Raw genomic sequence first — 17,703 nt, 5'->3', positions numbered from 1 at the left:
TCAATAACATCGCTACAACCGCTGCACCGTTACCGATCCCGCGTTACCGGCAGGCCCTGGTTGGCCTTCAACGCCGGGACGTCCGCTCTGACCGCCATCGGTCCGGTAAACAATGCAGCCTTTGGACTTGCCGCCCGCACCTGGCTTGCCAGCGGCGCCGGCCAATCCTCCGGCGCCACCGTCGACCAGGACCTTGATCTGCGCACCCGGATAGTCCTTGGGCAACTCCACGCGTACTTGCGCACCGGCGGCCCCGGGATGACCATCGCCGCCGTTATCGCCATCGGCGCCGCGACCGGCCTGCCCCCAGGCACAACCAGGGGCCTGACCATTGGCGCCATCCAGGCCGAAGTAACCCGGCGCACCGGCACCGCCGCGCGCATCCACTGACAACTCTTGAGCATTCAGCGAGTTGATCCGCAGATTGAGGTTACGCCCAGGCTTGGCTGCCTTAAGGTAAGTACCCGGCGCACCACGGGATGTAATCTGGCTGCCACTGCCCAATTGGGCATGGCTGACCTTCAACTGCAGGCTTTGCTCACCGGGTACGATGGCGATTCGCGCTTCGCGTCCCAGATGCAGTTCGCCGACCGTCACTTCGGTCACGTTGGAGGGAATCAGCAGGGTGCCGTAATCGGCGACGTCCAGCCGCTCCAGTTGCAGGGCACTGGTGGTGTTCGGCAAACGCATCATGGTATTGGTTTCGACCGTTACCACTTGGGCATAGGTCAGAGGGCTAACCAAAGCGGCCAGCAGACAGAGATTACGCATGATTGGCCTCCAGGCTGGCCGGAGCCGGGACGGTTTGCAGATGAAAAATGCCAACCAGCAGAATCTGTAAGCGATCACGCCAGGGATGGACACGACCTTTCAGGCTGCCATTGAACAGCACCAGTTCCAGAAGATGCGTCAGCAGCAACAGGCTACCGGCCAGATTGACCAATAGATGGAACGGTTTGATCAATGGGTTGAGCAGGTTGACCACCACCACGAGCCAGAACAGCAAGGTCAAAAATTTCCCCAGCCCCCATAACACCTTCATACGCTCCCCCGTTGTGAATTATTCTTTGCGTGCACAGTACCGACTTCCACGAAGGATAAGCCAGAGGGCGATGAAAATTCTTCCTGAACGCAGGAGGCCGGCGGCCAGGCGAGGAACAGCAACGCAGGATTGGGGCTTGTGGCGCCGAAGTTGACTGACAGAACTAACCACACAGGCCACTAGGCCCCGGCGTTCGGGCGCGCTAGTCTTTGCAGTTCTGATTGAGGATCTTCGATGACCGCAGGTATTTCTTCGCGCACACCCCAGCAAGCCCTTGCCGCTTTGCTCGATCGCTATGCGCCGCAGCATCTGTTACTGATCGGCGCCAGCGATTTCCCGGCGCTGGAAGCATTCCGGCTGGCGCATCCGGACACGTGTGTGGCACAAGCCGCGCCCGGCCCTCTGCCAGCAGAACTGGCGGCGCGCCGCTTCGACCTGGCACTGGCAGTCGATTGCCTGGAGCATTTGCCCAAGCGCGATGGCCTGAATCTGCTGGGCGGGATTCGCAACCTCAATGCCAGCCGCATCGCCGTACTGGCGGATCTTTCAGCTTGTGGCTGGCAGGAAACCGACTTTTTCTCCCTGGCGCTGCAAGCCAGCGAACGCTTCCAGCGCAACGAGCAGGTGCTGACTCTGTTCACCTACGATCTGCTTGAATACAAACAAGTGCCCGACTGGCTGAATGCCCGGTTCTGGGCCAATCCGGAAAATTTCGGCAAATATTGGTGGTAATGCGATGATCTGACACCTTGCAAGCGTTAGATTCCCATTGTATTAGATGGCAGCCCCTTACGACCTCATAGCCTGAGCTGGTGATTAAGGGGCGATCTAATGGCCCTGAATCTGTTAAAGCAGACAAAAGGGATTGGGTGTCTGGTCAACGTAGGGATGGCAGATGGAGCTTGTGAGGGCTACTCAAGATTTTGTGATTGCTGGGCAACCCTTCCCGGAATTTCCCATTCTTCTGTGGGATTCGATGGAGAGTTGTATCCCCGTCAATCAATTCTTCCGCCACTACTTGCTTCGCGGAGCTATCGGGTCTAATCGTTCTTGGCCCAGTACTGGGCGTGCTCTTTACGATTTCTTCAGCTTCCTCCAAGCCCATGAGTTGGACTGGCGTGACGTTGATCGTGGCGAGGCAAAGAGCCTGGTGGCAGCCTATCGGGACTATTGCATGACGACGTGCAAACTGACACGCAATACCACCCGCCAGCGCTTGACTTACATCTGCAAATTCTACGAGTACGCCCTGAAGGAGGGGTGGGTGAATCGCGTGCCCTTCACCTACGAAGAACGCAACGTAAAGCGTGAAGCGAGCTTCCTAGCCCATGTCGATGCCAGTGGCGGCAAGACCATGGCAAAAGATGTAATGCCCCGTACCTACAGGACCCTACCCAGTTTTCTGAGCATGCCCGAGATCAAATCGCTCCTGACCGCAGCGGAGAACCCCCATCATCGGATGATGATACGCCTAGCGCTGTATACAGGTTTGCGCCGCGAGGAAATCGCAGCCTTCCCGCTGGTCTATGTTTTCGACCCGGACAACGCTGGAAAAACCGAACGCAACCTGCGCATTCGACTTGATCCGTTTGACGGCAGCGGCATGGTGACCAAAGGCAGCAAGCCGCGAGATATTCAAGTTAGCCGACAATTCATGGCCGATCTCTATCGCTATGCAACGAAGGTGCGCGGCGAGCGTGCCTCGCTGAGCAAGAACCCGCAAAAGGCGTTGTTCCTCAATAAGTCCGGGGAACCTTATGGGGACAACGGCAAGAGTCTCAACCGGATCATCACCAAGACTGGCAAGCAAGCTGGAATCAAGGTTCATGCGCACATGCTACGGCATACATACGCCACCCAAACCCTGGTCAGCCTTCAGCGTAACCCTGCGAGCGGACTAGAGCCCTTAGTGTTTGTTCAGCGGCAACTCGGCCACAGTTCGATTCAGACAACCATGGTGTACCTGCACTTGGTCAACGAAATGGCCGACGAAGCGGTGCTGGCCTATGACGATGAGTTGAACGCGTTGGCGGAGGCGGTCTAATGGGAAAGCGCAAGGTATTTACAAAGACCGATCTCAGTGTCTCGCAAGTCGAGCACAGCCGCGATGCAGTAGCCAATGTGGTTATTTTGCGCAAGGCCATACCGCCGAGTAACACCATTATCAAGTTCAAGCGGAACACTACCACTATCCGTAGCTTCGATTTTGCCCGTTGGTACGGCGCTGGCATCGACCCCCTCACCCATGCCTGCCAGCGCCAGATCGAGCGCTTCCTCTCAGATGGAGAGGCCGTCCTAGCAACCAGCACCGTGACTAGCTACTGCAAGGGACTGCGCAATTTTCTCGACTATTGCATGCTGCGGGCAACGGCATTTGGCCGAGAATTGGATTTGGCCGATATAACCCGAGATCTAATCGACGGTTATCTCGGCCATCTCGCTGGGTTAGACGTGACAACTATCAGTAACCGAACCACCTATTCACAGACCAAGTCCGTACTGCTCGCCTTGGGGCGGCGTGGACTGGTCCACCTGGTCACCTCCGGCGATGCCGCGACCTTCCCGGATAATCCCTTTCCGAATAGCAACCGTAAGGTCAATGGCGAGACGGCGCTGTCCAAGCGCGAGCGGCAAGCGTTAACGGTGGCGCTGCGGCAGGCCATCAAGTCGATTTGGGATGACGATGTACCTGTGACCGGTGAACTCCTAAGCGTTATCCTGCTGGTCGTGGCACTGCACACTGGACGCAATACCACGCCACTGCTGGAAATGGGCCGCGACTGCCTGCGCTCGCACCCTAAGGATAACACTGTGTTCCTGGTGCTATGGAAACGGCGCGGCTACAACTCCAGCAAAGTGGCCCTCCGCCCCGAGTCAGACGCCGAACGCGTTTTGGAATCCACGCCGAGCGTGAGAACCACCCTGGAACGGCTGATCCGTCGCGTGATGACTCTAACCGAGCCTCTGGATGCAGAGGCACCGGTCGACCTCAAGGGCCGAGTGTGGCTGCATCGCATTCGTTCCGGAAAAAATGCCGGCGAAATCCATGCGTTGAGTGCGTCATCGTTGGGATACGCAGTAACCAGCCTTGTAGCTCGCTATAACCTGACCAACAGCGACGGAAGGCCGCTGCGCATTAACATCTCGCGTCTGCGCAAGACCTTCGCCAACCGCATCTTCGAGCTGACCGATGGAGATTTGGCGACCACTGCCGTGGCACTCGGCAATACCCCGCGTGTAGCCGACCAAAACTACTTGGCACCCGGTGAAGTTGCCCGTCGCAACTGGCAGTTCATGGGTGAGGTACTGGTGCAGGAGTTGCTAACCCAGACCATTGGAGCGACCTATAAGAATACCCCCATGGGCCGCTGCGCCGACCCGGTGAACGGCCAGTATGCTCCGAAGCGCGAGGGTGCGACCTGCACGAACTTCATAAACTGCCTGCGGTGCAGTCACTATGCGGTGACCGCCGAGGATCTGTACAAACTGTTCAGCTTCTACTTCCGCGTGCTGACCGAGCGCTCGCGTATGGACAAGCGGCGCTGGGCACGAGAGTACGCCCACATCCCCCGTTTGATAGACCACTACATCATTGCTGAGGGCCTTCGTCGCGGCACGTTCAAGGCAGCCGTCGTGGAGGCCGCCCGTGAGCGTGCCCGCATCCTGCCTCATCCATTCTGGACAGTTGATCTGATTGACAACTTGGAGGTCTTTGCATGAGCGACAACACCTTGGTGGTAACAACCTGTGCCTTCTTTGCAGCCCAGCCTGATGATGTGCGTGGGCTCTCCGCATCCGAGCGCGAAACCCTAATTGTCAGCAGCACTCAGATCGATGGAAAGTGGGTCATCCTCAGCCACTACCGCGATAATATTTGGCAACTCGATGGGTTCACCAGCAACGTGGAGATGAGCAGGAGACGGCTGGACTTCAACAAAATACCGTCGGCATTTCGAGAAGTGATGAAGGCAATGTTGTACCGCTATCTACGACGTGGCCGCAGAGCCGGTATACGGCCTAAAGGCAGCTCTACGAAAGTTTTATTCCATAATGCACTGCCATTCTTACGCCATTTGCAGGCGCTTAAGCTCGATCACATTTACGCGGCAACCCCCATGGTTTGCGGGACCTATGTGAACGCAAGCAAGGCGTATCGGCAAACCAAGCATTCTAAAGATAAGCCACTTTCGCAAAATATAATGGAATCCCGTTTCCAAGCCGTCGAAGCGCTCTATGAACTCAGTCAATACACCGACGACCGGATGCCGACGCATCCATGGCCCGAGACTTCAGCGGCGGCATTGGCGGGGCTCACCGGCCATGGATCCAATTACATAAGCAAAACACATTTAATTTCCGATGATGTGTTCTGCGTCCTGTTCGAGCGAGCCTACCAGCAACTTGAAAGCGGTCAGCACCTGCTTGACCTCCGCGATGCAATGGATGCCCTAACGACGCAGCGAAAAGGGCAACCTACCAGTTCCGTCTATGCTGCCAAGAACCTTCAGCTTGGCTCTCTTGGTTGGGAGGGCGGTCTGAACTCACTCAATAAGGCACTACTCGATCTGCGGACTTCTTGTTACATCGTCGTAGCCAGCACTTCCGGCTGTCGCAACCACGAGCTGACCAATCTACAGTCAGGCGCACACCACCGCACCGAGGACGACGAAGGCACCATATACCACTGGATGCGCTCTCGCTCGGAAAAAACCGATGCTGGTGTGCATGACTGGATGATCCCCGAAGTTGCTGTGCGCGCCCTGCGCCTGATGGAGCGCTGGAGCACGCCCTATCAGGCCATGCTTGCCGCCGAAATCACGCAGCGGAGACGCGCCAATCCATATGATCCGCAGATCGTTGAGGCACAGAAACACCGCCATGCGCTCTTTCTCGCTGTGGATCCAAAAATTAATCAGGCACGCACGCTTAGCAACAAAAATTGGAATGGGCGCCTTAAAGCATTCACCAAGGATTGTGGTCTGAGTTGGAATCTCACTACCCATCAGTTCCGCCGCAAGTTCGCCAACTACGCCGCGCACAGCCGCTTCGGCGATCTGCGCTACCTCAGGGAGCATTACGCGCACTGGTCGTTGGACATGACCTTGGGCTACGCCATGGACGATAGCTGGGGACAACATCTGGACCTTGAACTGTACGCCGATATTCAGGGAGAGGTGGAAGACATAAAACTCGGTGTCGTAGATAAATGGCTAGGTGACGAATCCTTGGCCGGGGGCTATGGCAAAGCGCTCAAGCAGTGGCAGCGGGAGCCGCAGAACCTGCTGATTTTCAAGGATCACGCCTCGATGTTGAAGTCCATTAGTGAGAGTACCGCAATCCGCAGCAACGGCCATGCCTGGTGCACGGCGGACAATGACGGTTGCGTCGGCAACACCCTTGAACGTACCCGCTGCGGCGATTGCAACCATGCCGTGATCGGACGCGGCCACGCGGCCATCTACCAGCGACTCTACGATGATCTGAAAGGGCTGCTGCATTGCACAGACATCGGCGAGGGCGGACGTCAGCGCGTTGAGCGCGACCTGAAGCGCTGCCGTGACGTACTGGCGCAGTTGGGAATGGCCCCGGAGACTTTAATCGCATGATACCTAAGGACAAGCAAACCAATTACAAGCCTGCCGAGGATCGCGAGAAGGATCTGAAACTCGCGCTCCTCCGCATCCAGAAGGGTCGTACCCGCACTGGGGAGTCCAAGGTTACCATCGCAGCGGTCGCCCGTGAGGCGGGCGTATCAACGGCGCTGATTCACAACCACTACCCACGAATTGCCGAAGCGATCCGGGAGGTTCAAGGTCGTTCCAGTCGCGCCATGCGTGATGTAAAACAACAAGACTTGATTGCGGAACGTAAGAAGTCCGCTGCGTACCGACAGGAGATCGAAGAATTGCGGGCCAAGGTCGCCAATCTCGCATCCATCAATGAGGTGCTGATGGACGATAACCGTGTGCTCAAAGCAAAGCTGAACGACCCTAAGATTGTCGAACTGACTTCAAGGAAGCCGCATGGATAGGTCGATTTTGCATAGCATGCATTCGCACCCTTTTGCGTCGAGGGAAATGTCAGTACAGAAATATCCTTGGTAACCGAGGCTTAAATTGCTCCGTGTAAACCACTTTTGTTCCTTGTTAACCACAGTGGTTTACAGTGCAAAAATTAGGGTTACAGAATTTGGGCCTACCCTGCCCCCCGGAGGTGTCCGGTCTTTAATCGCCCTCTGGTAACTATCCCTGCATCGAACCAATGCGCCGACACGACGAAGTGAAATACAGCGCATTGAAGTCATTACTCGAGTGTTTCCAAAGCTCTCGCGCTTACTCGGTTTTGGGGTAATGCTTGCGAAGCTTCGAAACGCCCTCGGCGACCTCAAGACGCTCGATCTCCCCAATGACGTCCTCAAGGACTTTCGCAACAGAACGATTGTCCTTTAGAGCATAGCTACCGACCATCAACGTTATGGGGTGCGTACCGAGCACAGCAGCAATGTCGTCGAGCTTCTCGATAGTAGGAGCATACAAACCTCGCTCCAATGTGCTGATGTAAGTCCGACTGCTAAGGGTGGAAAAGTCCTCCTGCGTCCGGCCTTGTTTCACACGAAGCCACCGAAGAACTGTCCCGAAAGCACTTTTCAATTCCACTTTGCATGCCCTGCAAAAGGAACGATAAGGCGCTTTCGAACAGTATATGACTACAATGTATACTGTTCATGCTGAGGGTTCGCCGTGTTCATAACCAATAAACAGGCAGAAGTGAAAGGCTCTCAAGCAATGCTGGAGCCTGGCCACCAAGGTTGGCATTTTGTTCAACAACACCTGCTGTCACCTTGGTTTCATACAACGATAGTCAGATGCGAGGACGGCCTAGAATTCCACGACGTAGTGTTTGTGGATGGCTTGCCAGCGCTAACGTCCCTTCTGGAGCTAACGGAAACGGGAGTCCAAGTCAGGTCGGTACAGTTGGTGTCACCTGGGTGGCTCAACGGCACCGGTGACTGGCACATGGATATATTGTTGGAAATCGCTCGAAGTCAGGATGGGGCCTCGCTGCGGTACACCCTCCATGATGGCCGCCATTTCTACTTCCCTGAGGCACAAACAGATGCCTCAGGGAAATACAGTGTGCTGGTGTTTCCAACACGAGAGGACGATGGTAAGGGGCCGGTGAACACACCTTCCGAGCCCGGCCCATAAGGACGATTGTGTCCGCGTATTTTTGCGGACGCAATTGCCCTTAACGCCAGGATCACCATGCGCCAACGTAAGTCCTACCCGAAATCCTTCAAAACCAAAGTCGTCCAAGAGTGTGAGCAGCCCGGAGTTTCCGTGGCCGCGATTGCGATGAGGCACGGGATCAACGCCAATGTCGTTCGCCGGTGGATACCGCTGTTCCGCGATCAACAGGCAGTCGCGCTGCCAGCTTTTGTTCCTGTGAAAGTCGCGCCGGTCGACCCCAAACCAAAGGCTCAAGCGTCGGCGATCATCGAGCTTCTGCTTGGCGAGCAATCAATCTGCGTGAAGTGGCCAGCTTCCGACCCTGAAGGTTGCGCCCGCTTTATCCGGGGGCTTGCCCTGTGATCCGCATCGACTCCATCTGGCTGGCCACCGAACCGATGGACATGCGAGCGGGCACTGAGACCGCACTAGCCAGAGTGATCGCGGTGTTCGGTGCGGCGCAGCCGCACTGTGCTTATCTGTTCGCCAACCGCCGCGCCACTCGGATGAAAGTGCTGGTGCATGACGGCTTCGGGATCTGGCTGGCGGCGCGCCGGTTGAACCAGGGCAAGTTTCACTGGCCAGGCATTCGCCACGGCGCTGAAATGGAGCTGGATACCGAACAACTTCAGGCGTTGGTGTTGGGGCTACCATGGCAACGTGCGGGCTCCGGCGGCGCGATCACACTGCTTTAACCGCAGCCATTAGCCTATCGGTCTATCGCCGTGAACGGCACGCTCTGGCAAAATCCGGGGCATGACTTCTTCGCCCAATCTCGACCAAATGTCCTCTGACCAACTGCGTGCCTTGGCCGCGCAGCTACTCTCGCAAGTCGAAACCATGGGCAAGACGGTCGAGACAATGGGTAAGAAGATCAACCGCGATCAAACGGTGATCGAGAAGCTGACCCACGAGATCGCCCAACTCAAGCGCTTGAAGTTTGCCAAGCGCAGCGAGCAGATGAATCCTGAGCAGGCCAGCTTGCTCGATGACCTGATCGATACCGATATCGCGGCGATTGAAGCCGAGCTTCAAGCCTTGCAAACAGCTCCCGTAGCGACTGAAAAAAGCAGAAGCCCAAGCGTACGGCGCTACCGGCAGAGTTTCCACGCACACTGATTCATCACGAGCCGGACAACACTCACTGCCCATGTGGCTGCGCACTCAAGCGCATTGGTGAAGATGTCAGCGAGAAGTTGGACTACACGCCCGGCGTGTTTACCGTTGAACGTCATGTCCGTGGCAAGTGGGTCTGCAATGACTGCGAAACATTGATCCAGGCACCCGTACCGGCGCAGGTCATTGATAAGGGCATCCCGACCGCCGGGTTGCTGGCCCACGTCATGATCGCCAAGTTTTCCGATCATCTGCCGCTGTTCCGACAGGAATCGATTTTCGGTCGGGCCGGCTTGGCGATTCCCCGTTCCACGTTGGCCCAATGGGTGGGCATGACGGGCGTGCAGTTGCAGCCCCTGGTCGATGCACTGCGTGACGTAGTGCTCGGTCAGCAGGTTATCCATGCCGATGAAACACCGGTACAGATGCTCGCGCCAGGTACAAAGAAAACCCACCGCTCTTATGTCTGGGCATACGCCACCAGCCAGTTCTGCGAAACCGCGGCGGTCGTCTACGACTTCAGCCCCAGCCGCGCCGGCGAGCATGCGCGCAACTTCCTGCAAGACTGGAAGGGCAAACTGGTCTGTGATGATTTTGGTGGCTACAAGGCCAGTTTCGAACTCGGCGTGACCGAGATCGGCTGCATGGCCCATGCAAGGCGCAAGTTCTTCGAACTGCACGCCACCAACAAGAGCATGCTAGCCGAACAGGCCCTTCGCTATATCCAGTTGCTGTATGAAATCGAGAGCGAAGTCCGCGACCTGGAACCGGGGTTACGGCATCGAATACGGCAAGAAAAAGCCGTACCCGTGATGGAAAGGCTGCATGCCTGGATGATCGCCCAGCGAGATCTCGTGCCGGAAGGTTCGGCTATTAGCAGAGCCCTGGATTACAGCCTAAAACGCTGGGCAGCGCTGTCGCGCTACCTCGATGACGGGGCCGTCCCCATAGACAACAATTGGGCGGAGAACCAAATCCGGCCGTGGGCTCTTGGGCGCAAGAACTGGCTCTTCGCAGGGTCGCTACGCAGCGGAAAACGGGCAGCGGCGATCATGAGTTTGATCCAGTCGGCGCGACTGAATGGACATGATCCGTACGCGTATCTGAAGGACATCCTCACGCGATTGCCAGCACAGCGCGTGAGTGAAATCGTTAAGTTGTTGCCGCATAACTGGGTGCCGTTAGGCAACCAGCTATGCCAGTTCGCTTAAGGTGAGCAGGTGTAGACTCAGACGTTAGGAAGTTTAGCCACAACCTTGATCTCAACATCGAAACCGTACAGCCAAGTGACCCCTACCACCGTTACCGTGGGAAAAGGCGCCTCGCCCCAATATTCCGGTACGACCTCCCACACCTGTTCGAAGATCTTCTGCGGTTCAACCATGAAGACTGTAACGTCTTGGACATCATCAAATCTGCAACCGGATGCGGCCAGCACCGCGTTGAGATTCTCGAAAGCGCGTCGAACTTGTGCCTTGAGCTCTGGCTCCGGTGACCCATCTTCGCGGCTGCCCACTTGGCCGGAAACAAAGAGCAAGCCATTGGCGCGTACCGCAGCTGAATAACGGTTTTGCTCGTAAAGGGCCTGACGGCCGGCGGGGAATACAACATCTCGTTGGTTCATCAGAAAACTCCAGCAGTTGGAAACTACATGAGGACTTTACGGCGCTTGCTCGGGCCCGATAAACAGGCAATTCTGGTCATTACTGTTTGTAATCCCCAAACAATATGGAGCATCCATGGATCGTTTCGATGCCATGCAAGCCTTCGCTCGGGTGGTAGAAACCGGCAGCTTTACTCGGGCCGCCCACACCTTGCACATGAGCAAAACCACAGTGAGCCAACTCGTCCAGCAACTGGAGACGCACTTGCGTGTGAAGCTGCTCAATCGCACCACGCGCAAGGTGAAGGTGACCGCCGATGGCAGCGTCTACTACGAGCGGGTACAGTTCTTGTTGGCAGCGTTAGATGACGCTGAAACCGCGCTATCCAGTGCCGCATCTGCGCCGCGTGGGCGCCTGCGGGTGGATGTGCCCAGTCCGCTGGCCAGGTTGCTACTGATTCCGGCGCTACCAGCATTCCTTGAGCGCTACCCGGACATCCAGATAGACCTTGGCGTGAGCGACCGTCATGTGAGCCTGATAGATGAGAGCGTTGATTGTGTGATTCGCGGCGGTGAGATTACTGATACCTCCCTGATCGCGCGGCACATCGCCGACCTGCCGCTGGGAGTGTACGCAGCGCCCAGGTACCTGGCCCTCTATGGTGTGCCAGCCCATCCGCGTGAATTGCAGGAAGGCGAGCATCGTGTTGTGGGGTATCGATGGGCACGAACAGGCAAAGCTCTCCCCTACACCTTGCGGCGCATGGGCGAGCAGTTGCAGGTGCATGGCCGACATGTTTTGGCAGTGGACGATGGCAATGCATATCTAGCAGCCGGACAGGCTGGCTTGGGGGTAATATGGCTGCCGCGATATATGGCTTTGCAACCAGTGGCGAGCGGCGAACTTGTACCGCTGTTCAAGGACTGGGATATCGCGTCGATGCCACTCTATATTGCCTATGCGCCGAACCGCCATGTAAGCCGAAAATTACGTGTGTTCATGGACTGGGTAGTGGAGTTGATGATCAAGCATGTGCCGGAGATTGCTCTGCCCACACGCGCTGACACTCCATAGACCTCTGACTCCGTCGCGCCTGATTGCAGATACTCTTGAACAACCTGGGGCTTGACAGGTTTAGGGTAAAAAATCGTTGGTGCATTAGGGGGCTGAAGTTAAGGTCAATCGCGTCCGTTTAAAAATACGCGGACATCATCTCCCCTAATACTGGAGTTCGGAAGGTGTATTGCCTAGACGCTTACGTTACTAACTGGATACTACGGCTCCCCAGGCATCACGAGAGACTCACCGATCAACGGACGTGACTGGGCCCGGGATTAAGAAGTGGTCTTCGATGAGCAACGGCAAGCTCATGCTTGCCGGCAACGACTTCGACTTAGTCGCTAATAATGATTTCTGCGGTGACTCTAAAGTCTTTAGTTGGCATTATCAATCGAAGTCGCTGAAGTTTTCTATATTGAACGCCTAGGCAATAAAGCAATCGGTTAGGTAAATTAACTATGCGTTTACTGATTATGCTACCGGAATAGCTTTGGTGCTGGTAAACGTTTAGCTAATTACACATTATTCTTGAGTGCTGAGTTCGTATTGTACTGACAGTTGGCCTTTTTTTAAGCGCGCACGAATGATTTGAACAGCGCCAATCTCACCTGTCGTTTGGACATGCGTACCGCCGCAGGCGGACTCCGCCAATGGTCCCCATCTAACGGTTCTCTTCCCATCCTTTTCTGCGATCACGCGAGGTAGATTTTGAGTAACTAGTTCCGCCACCGCTATGGCCAGCATTTGTTCGGTCAACGAAATAGGATTGTTACTTGGATTTAACGTGACACGGCTCTCACCGGGCCAATGATTTCCTTTCAGCCCAACCCAACCATATCGTTCGCTGACTGCGGTTATGAGATGTCCCGCAGAATGATAGCGAGTGTGCAGCTTACGCCAAGCAGCATCCACCTTTAAAATTACAACTCCAATTTCCACGGGACCATCTGTAAGGTGTACAACCTCTCCTTGATCCAAAAAAACCTGCACAACATTTACATCGTTGATCATCCCCTTGTCAGATGGCTGCCCTCCGCCCTGAGGGTGAAATAAGGTCGCCAAAAGTACTATACGGTACAGCCCATTTTCATGTGCGCGACAGCTAACTACGGATGTATTCATTTCCAAGCTATCTGATCGAAAATAAACTCTATCAGTCATATAGGCCCCATTCAAAATTCGTTGTTCATCGTTTGCTTTAGTTTTTATCATTGAAGGCTTAGGAGAGGCGCTTAACCCAGACTTTCTTCAACATCGCTTCATCTGCAATAAGATGAAGAAAAACACGCCTTAGTTTTTAACATAAAGAATGGCGCCGGATTATTGGAGGAGTAAAGGCAAAGGTCATCGCGCGTCGGGTCGGTGCGAAGCGCTCCACAGACAGTCAGCTTCGATCGCAGGGTAGGTGTGTTGCGAGACCGATTTTCCGACGTCATGTCCAACACACGATCAATTTGCTTCTGAATGCTAGTTCCTTGTAGTCAATCGATGAGTGTCAAATGCGAAAGCTGCCAACCAATTGTTTTAAACGAACAGTTTGTTGCTCCAGTTCAGAGCAGGCTTGCAAGGTCAATTGAAGGTTTTCCACCCCTTCATGATTAAGCGCGTTTATTTCCCCAATGTCTGTATTGATTGACTCGACGACGGCAGTTTGCTCTTCTGTGGCGGCAGCAACTGACTGATTCATGCCATCGATTTCAGCGATGCGCAGTGTCACCTTATTCAATCGCTCTCCCGCAAGATTAGCGATCTCCACACTTTCCAAACTGTGCCGCTGGCTCTGATTCATAGTGCTGACCGAATCACGTGCGCCTAATTGTAGTTCTTCGATCATCGTTTTGACCTGATGCGCAGACTCCTGGGTTCGATGAGCCAAATTTCTAACTTCATCAGCTACTACTGCAAAGCCCCGTCCGGCCTCGCCGGCACGGGCAGCTTCAATAGCTGCGTTAAGTGCCAGTAAATTAGTTTGCTGAGAGATACTGCTAATGACGTCGAGAATCTGTCCAATATTCACTGTTTTGCTATTAAGTGTTTCAATATTGCCGCTAGAGCTGTTTAGCATCTCTGACAACATTTTCATTGCGCTGATTGTTCTGAACACAACTTCCTGGCCGCCTGCGGCCAACCCGCCGGCATCGCTAACTTCATGCGAGGCCTGAGATGCATTTCTGGCAATCTCTAAAGTGGCTGAACGAAGCTCGTTAATAGCCGCTACGACACTATTAGTTCGATTGAATTGCTCATCCGAGTTACGCATTGAGGAACTGGATGCTGTTACAACCCTCTTAGCTACTTCATTGACTAACTCTGTTGCCGATGAAACTTCACGTAAAGAACCATGAATCCGATCGACGAAACGGTTGAATGCCATGCCGAGAGTGCCAAATTCATCTTTGGATTGAATGAGGAGACGCTTCGTAAGATCGCCTTCGCCTTCGGCGATGTCGTGCATTGCTCGAATCATAACTCGAAAAGGTTGCATTAATATCCGAATTAGAACACTGAGCAAGACGATGGTGGTCATAACTGCGACGCATGTCGCTACTATTGCAGAAATTTGAAACTCGTTTAGCTGTGAAAAAGCTTTATCCTTATTAATTGATAGGCCTAAATACCAATTTTGTGAGGGGATACCTTTGATTGGAGTGAATGTTACCATCCAGTTTTCGCCATTAGAATTAACTTCACTGATGTCGGAGTTAATTCCTGGTGTGCCTTTTGGGTAAAGTTCACTTATTGATTTCATTACCAAGGATTTATTAGGGTGCACCAGTATCTTCCCATCGGCACTGACGAGGAAGGCGTACCCTAGACCATTGAAGTCGAGCGAATTAATGCTGTCCGTAATGGACTGTAAACTTAGATCTCCGCCAGCAACAGCAAGGATCTGCCCATTTTTTCTTACAGCATCAACGACCGTTAAAACTAGGTTTCCGCTTGAGGCGTCAATATACGGCTCAGTGATTGTGGAGCTGTTGCTTGTTATTGCGTCTTTGTACCATGGACGAGTGCGGGGATCGTAGTCATCTGGCATTTTTTTATCTGGAAAGTTACTAAATTTACCTTCTTTATCCCCTATGAAAACTGTTAGAAATGACGTTGAAAGTGCTTGTTGTTTGAGAAGCAGCGCGGCACTCTCAGTCGTCGAGTTAATGGCTGAAACCTGAGAGAGACTCTCGATCAACAAAACCCTGCCATAAAGCCAGTTAGCAATATTGCTTGCAGTAATGCTGCCCAGTTCATGAAGGTTTTTATTCAAGTCTCTATAGATCGCGCCCCGTTGTAAGTTGTCGTTATAGAATGCGAATGATGTGAATGCACTCGCAACAATAAAACAGACTGCAATAAGTATTTTGTGAATAAATTTCAGATTTTTGATCACAGTTGCTTTCTTCCTGAATCAGATGCACGCAGTACGCTTTGATAATTTCAGTCGTGCTTGGGGTGAAGTGTATTGAGACTGCGTAGAAGGCAACCCTAAATTTACTTGAGAAGGTGGATCTTAGTACTGATGAACCCGGGCGCAGCTTTTAAGATCGAATGCCTGGTACGATGGCCCAATCTCGTAAAGTAATTCAAGTCTATTATGGGCCTCTTGCACACATGGAAAATGCCCTTCTGGGACCCACCACAGAACTGTTCTGGGCTTAGAGATTTGGTAAAACCAATCATCACCTTTCTTCATGAATTCAATATGGGGGGTTTTTGATAGATAATCTTGTAGGGAATCGATATCTTTCCATAAGGAAAGGTTATATAGGTACCCCTCTCCCCATAGATCTTGAATTAACCGGCTCTCCTTCCCTAAGTCACTCCATATGAACCCGGTATGATTTTCAGCTGGCTCATCAACGTACAGTTTTGGACCATAAAATACATTCGTTGGTGACGTTTTTTTTGTTATTTTTGCCTTGATCAGCTCAAACTGTGCTAATGAGTTTCTCATAGAATTACCTGAAAGGCTTTTGAATCAACCATGCTAGCAACACCCGTGAATAATCCATCGTTGATATTGATCAGGCTTTAATCTGATTGTTAAGAGCGCGTTTGCGTAGTTTAAAATTCGTGTGCAGCGTACATGCAATATTGCAGGCACGCCGCTGCTCGAAAAGCTACAAGTTTGAGGCAGGCGCTCGAAGTGCTAATGCGTCTGCGCAGAAGGATTATTAGTCTTGCCTTAGGCCTGTTTTAGAACGCTGGAAAAGAATGCCTTAGTTCGCTCATGCTGTGGTGCTTCGAAAAGTTGACGGGGCGGCCCCTCTTCAAGAACGCGTCCTTCATGCACATAAATGGCGCGATCTGCAACTTCTCGGGCGAAGTTCATCTCATGTGTAACGATGATCATAGTCATGCCTGAACGAGCGAGTTCGCGCATCACATCCAATACTTCGCTTACCATTTCCGGATCTAATGCGGACGTTGGTTCGTCAAACAACATTATTTTTGGTTCCATGGCTAATGCTCGTGCAATAGCCACGCGTTGCTGTTGACCGCCGGATAGTTGTCCAGGGAACTTATGTGCATGCGCCGCGATGCGCACTTTTTCAAGAAGTTCCACTGCATGTTCTCGGGCTGCTTCCCGGGATTTGCCCCGAACCTTGCATGGTGCCAAAGTTATGTTTTCCAACACCGTTTTGTGCGGAAAGAGATTAAATTGCTGGAACACCATTCCAGCGTCCTTACGAATGTGCTTGAGTACTTTCAGCGATGGGCGATTAGGTGGCAATGCGAGGCCTCCTATGATTACGTGTCCTTCGCTGTAAGTTTCCAGACCATTTAAGCAGCGGATCAAGGTGGATTTTCCTGAGCCACTGGCTCCAAGGATTACCACTACTTCGCCAGCGGTGACTCGCAGGTCTATTCCTTTGAGTACGTGAGCCTCTCCATAGTGCTTATGCAGGCCTTCGACGGATACCACTATTTCGTTCGTCTTCATTACCGCGCCCGTCCTTGCAGTTGGGTTTTTTCGTAGAAATTTATCAGTAACGACAAGGTCAGCGTGATAATCAAGTAGAACACCCCAATCATCAGGTATACCTCTAGGGCGTTGAATGTGGCTGCGATAAATGTTTGCCCCTCGCGCACTAGTTCACCTATCCCGATGACTGAGAACAATGACGTATCTTTGATGCTGGTAATCATTTGATTACCAAGCGCCGGTGCCATTCGCTTGAGTGCCTGAGGCCAGATCACGTAGACGAAGCTTTGGATCGGGCCAAGGCCCAGTGAGAAACCGGCTTCGCTCTGACCTCGGTCGATGGAACCCACACCGCCGCGTACCACTTCAGAAATGTAGGCGCCAGAGTTCAGTGCGATCGCTGCGATGGACGCAGTGAGTGGATCAAGAGGATGACCTAGTAGCGACGGTAGGCCGTAGAAAATGAACAGCACCTGAACTAGCACGGGTGTACCACGGAATACCTCGACGTAGATTACCGCCAAGGCCCTTAGGTACCACTGAGGAGCCAAACGCAGGAGACCAAAGGCCACCCCGAGCAACATACCAATGACGACGCCGACCAGTGAAATCAGCAATGTTAGGGGCAATCCGTTGAGCAATGCAGGAATACAGGCAAGCGCGGCGTGCCAATCAAATTGGAAGTTCATGAGTACCTCGTTCGAATCATCAGGGCCGCGGTAAGGCAGCCCC

The 17,703-nt window shown here is 53.5% G+C and carries 17 protein-coding genes and 2 pseudogenes; 9 read left to right on the top strand and 10 right to left on the bottom strand.

The annotated features are described in order from the left end of the window. Positions 1-12: 12 nt before the first annotated feature. A complete protein-coding gene (locus AC07UI_RS11690; RefSeq protein ID WP_494992620.1) occupies positions 13-771 on the bottom strand; it encodes a collagen-like protein in 759 nt (252 codons plus the stop codon). Continuing rightward, positions 764-1,042: a DUF1145 domain-containing protein gene (locus AC07UI_RS11685; RefSeq protein WP_494992619.1), complete on the bottom strand. Its 279-nt coding sequence runs from the start codon at positions 1,040-1,042 to the stop codon at positions 764-766. The genes AC07UI_RS11690 and AC07UI_RS11685 overlap by 8 nt, the downstream gene beginning before the upstream one ends. A 234-nt stretch (positions 1,043-1,276) precedes the next feature. Between AC07UI_RS11685 and AC07UI_RS11680 the strand changes: the two genes are divergently transcribed. The 5 genes from AC07UI_RS11680 to AC07UI_RS11660 all read left to right on the top strand — a co-directional run bounded on the left by AC07UI_RS11680 (position 1,277) and on the right by AC07UI_RS11660 (position 7,073). Continuing rightward, complete coding sequence (locus tag AC07UI_RS11680) at positions 1,277-1,774, top strand: DUF6231 family protein (protein WP_494992618.1); 498 nt, start codon at positions 1,277-1,279, stop codon at positions 1,772-1,774. Positions 1,775-1,937: 163 nt separating this feature from the next. Beyond that, positions 1,938-3,086: a tyrosine-type recombinase/integrase gene (locus tag AC07UI_RS11675; RefSeq protein WP_007996817.1), complete on the top strand. Its 1,149-nt coding sequence runs from the start codon at positions 1,938-1,940 to the stop codon at positions 3,084-3,086. Next, positions 3,086-4,762, top strand: coding sequence for a site-specific integrase (locus tag AC07UI_RS11670; RefSeq protein WP_007996819.1), 1,677 nt, complete (start codon positions 3,086-3,088; stop codon positions 4,760-4,762). The genes AC07UI_RS11675 and AC07UI_RS11670 overlap by 1 nt, the downstream gene beginning before the upstream one ends. After that, entirely contained in the window at positions 4,759-6,648 is a 1,890-nt protein-coding gene (locus AC07UI_RS11665; RefSeq protein ID WP_007996821.1) for a site-specific integrase, read from the top strand. Before AC07UI_RS11670 ends, AC07UI_RS11665 begins: the two co-directional genes overlap by 4 nt. Continuing rightward, positions 6,645-7,073: a hypothetical protein gene (locus AC07UI_RS11660; protein WP_007996824.1), complete on the top strand. Its 429-nt coding sequence runs from the start codon at positions 6,645-6,647 to the stop codon at positions 7,071-7,073. Before AC07UI_RS11665 ends, AC07UI_RS11660 begins: the two co-directional genes overlap by 4 nt. A 301-nt stretch (positions 7,074-7,374) precedes the next feature. On the opposite strand, the gene AC07UI_RS11655 is transcribed toward AC07UI_RS11660, so the two are convergent. Further along, positions 7,375-7,698, bottom strand: a complete 324-nt coding sequence (locus AC07UI_RS11655) for a helix-turn-helix domain-containing protein (protein ID WP_033052252.1) — start codon at positions 7,696-7,698, stop codon at positions 7,375-7,377. A 609-nt stretch (positions 7,699-8,307) separates the two neighbouring features. Between AC07UI_RS11655 and tnpA the strand changes: the two genes are divergently transcribed. From tnpA to tnpC, 3 genes and pseudogenes are all read left to right on the top strand, one after another. Then, a complete protein-coding gene (tnpA, locus tag AC07UI_RS11650; RefSeq protein ID WP_007996828.1) occupies positions 8,308-8,634 on the top strand; it encodes an IS66-like element accessory protein TnpA in 327 nt (108 codons plus the stop codon). Continuing rightward, entirely contained in the window at positions 8,631-8,966 is a 336-nt protein-coding gene (tnpB, locus tag AC07UI_RS11645) for an IS66 family insertion sequence element accessory protein TnpB (protein WP_007996831.1), read from the top strand. Before tnpA ends, tnpB begins: the two co-directional genes overlap by 4 nt. Before the next feature lie 61 nt (positions 8,967-9,027). Further along, positions 9,028-10,598: pseudogene (gene tnpC, locus AC07UI_RS11640) on the top strand (IS66 family transposase). Between the two features lie 17 nt (positions 10,599-10,615). On the opposite strand, the gene AC07UI_RS11635 reads toward tnpC, so the two are convergent. Further along, positions 10,616-11,011, bottom strand: a complete 396-nt coding sequence (locus AC07UI_RS11635) for a RidA family protein (protein ID WP_007996838.1) — start codon at positions 11,009-11,011, stop codon at positions 10,616-10,618. Positions 11,012-11,126: 115 nt separating this feature from the next. On the opposite strand from AC07UI_RS11635, the gene AC07UI_RS11630 reads away from it, so the two are divergent. Continuing rightward, a complete protein-coding gene (locus tag AC07UI_RS11630) occupies positions 11,127-12,065 on the top strand; it encodes a LysR family transcriptional regulator (RefSeq protein ID WP_007996840.1) in 939 nt (312 codons plus the stop codon). Between the two features lie 507 nt (positions 12,066-12,572). On the opposite strand, the gene AC07UI_RS11625 is transcribed toward AC07UI_RS11630, so the two are convergent. The 6 genes and pseudogenes from AC07UI_RS11625 to AC07UI_RS11600 form a co-directional block, all read right to left on the bottom strand. Further along, positions 12,573-13,211, bottom strand: a complete 639-nt coding sequence (locus AC07UI_RS11625; protein ID WP_007996842.1) for an alanyl-tRNA editing protein — start codon at positions 13,209-13,211, stop codon at positions 12,573-12,575. A gap of 334 nt (positions 13,212-13,545) precedes the next feature. Beyond that, a complete protein-coding gene (locus AC07UI_RS11620; RefSeq protein WP_494992775.1) occupies positions 13,546-14,310 on the bottom strand; it encodes a methyl-accepting chemotaxis protein in 765 nt (254 codons plus the stop codon). 93 nt (positions 14,311-14,403) lie between these two features. After that, positions 14,404-15,435, bottom strand: a pseudogene (locus AC07UI_RS11615) (HAMP domain-containing protein); the annotation flags it as partial. A gap of 120 nt (positions 15,436-15,555) precedes the next feature. Further along, positions 15,556-15,999: a DUF3291 domain-containing protein gene (locus AC07UI_RS11610; protein WP_081501653.1), complete on the bottom strand. Its 444-nt coding sequence runs from the start codon at positions 15,997-15,999 to the stop codon at positions 15,556-15,558. A 231-nt stretch (positions 16,000-16,230) separates the two neighbouring features. Continuing rightward, complete coding sequence (locus tag AC07UI_RS11605; protein WP_007996845.1) at positions 16,231-16,989, bottom strand: amino acid ABC transporter ATP-binding protein; 759 nt, start codon at positions 16,987-16,989, stop codon at positions 16,231-16,233. Further along, positions 16,989-17,660: an amino acid ABC transporter permease gene (locus AC07UI_RS11600; RefSeq protein WP_007996847.1), complete on the bottom strand. Its 672-nt coding sequence runs from the start codon at positions 17,658-17,660 to the stop codon at positions 16,989-16,991. Before AC07UI_RS11600 ends, AC07UI_RS11605 begins: the two co-directional genes overlap by 1 nt. Positions 17,661-17,703 lie beyond the last annotated feature (43 nt).

The sequence above is a fragment of the Pseudomonas sp. GW821-FHT04C07 genome, from assembly GCF_059420325.1.
The sequence above is the reverse complement of the archived record's forward strand: the minus strand, read 5'-3'. Positions and strand labels throughout refer to the sequence as shown.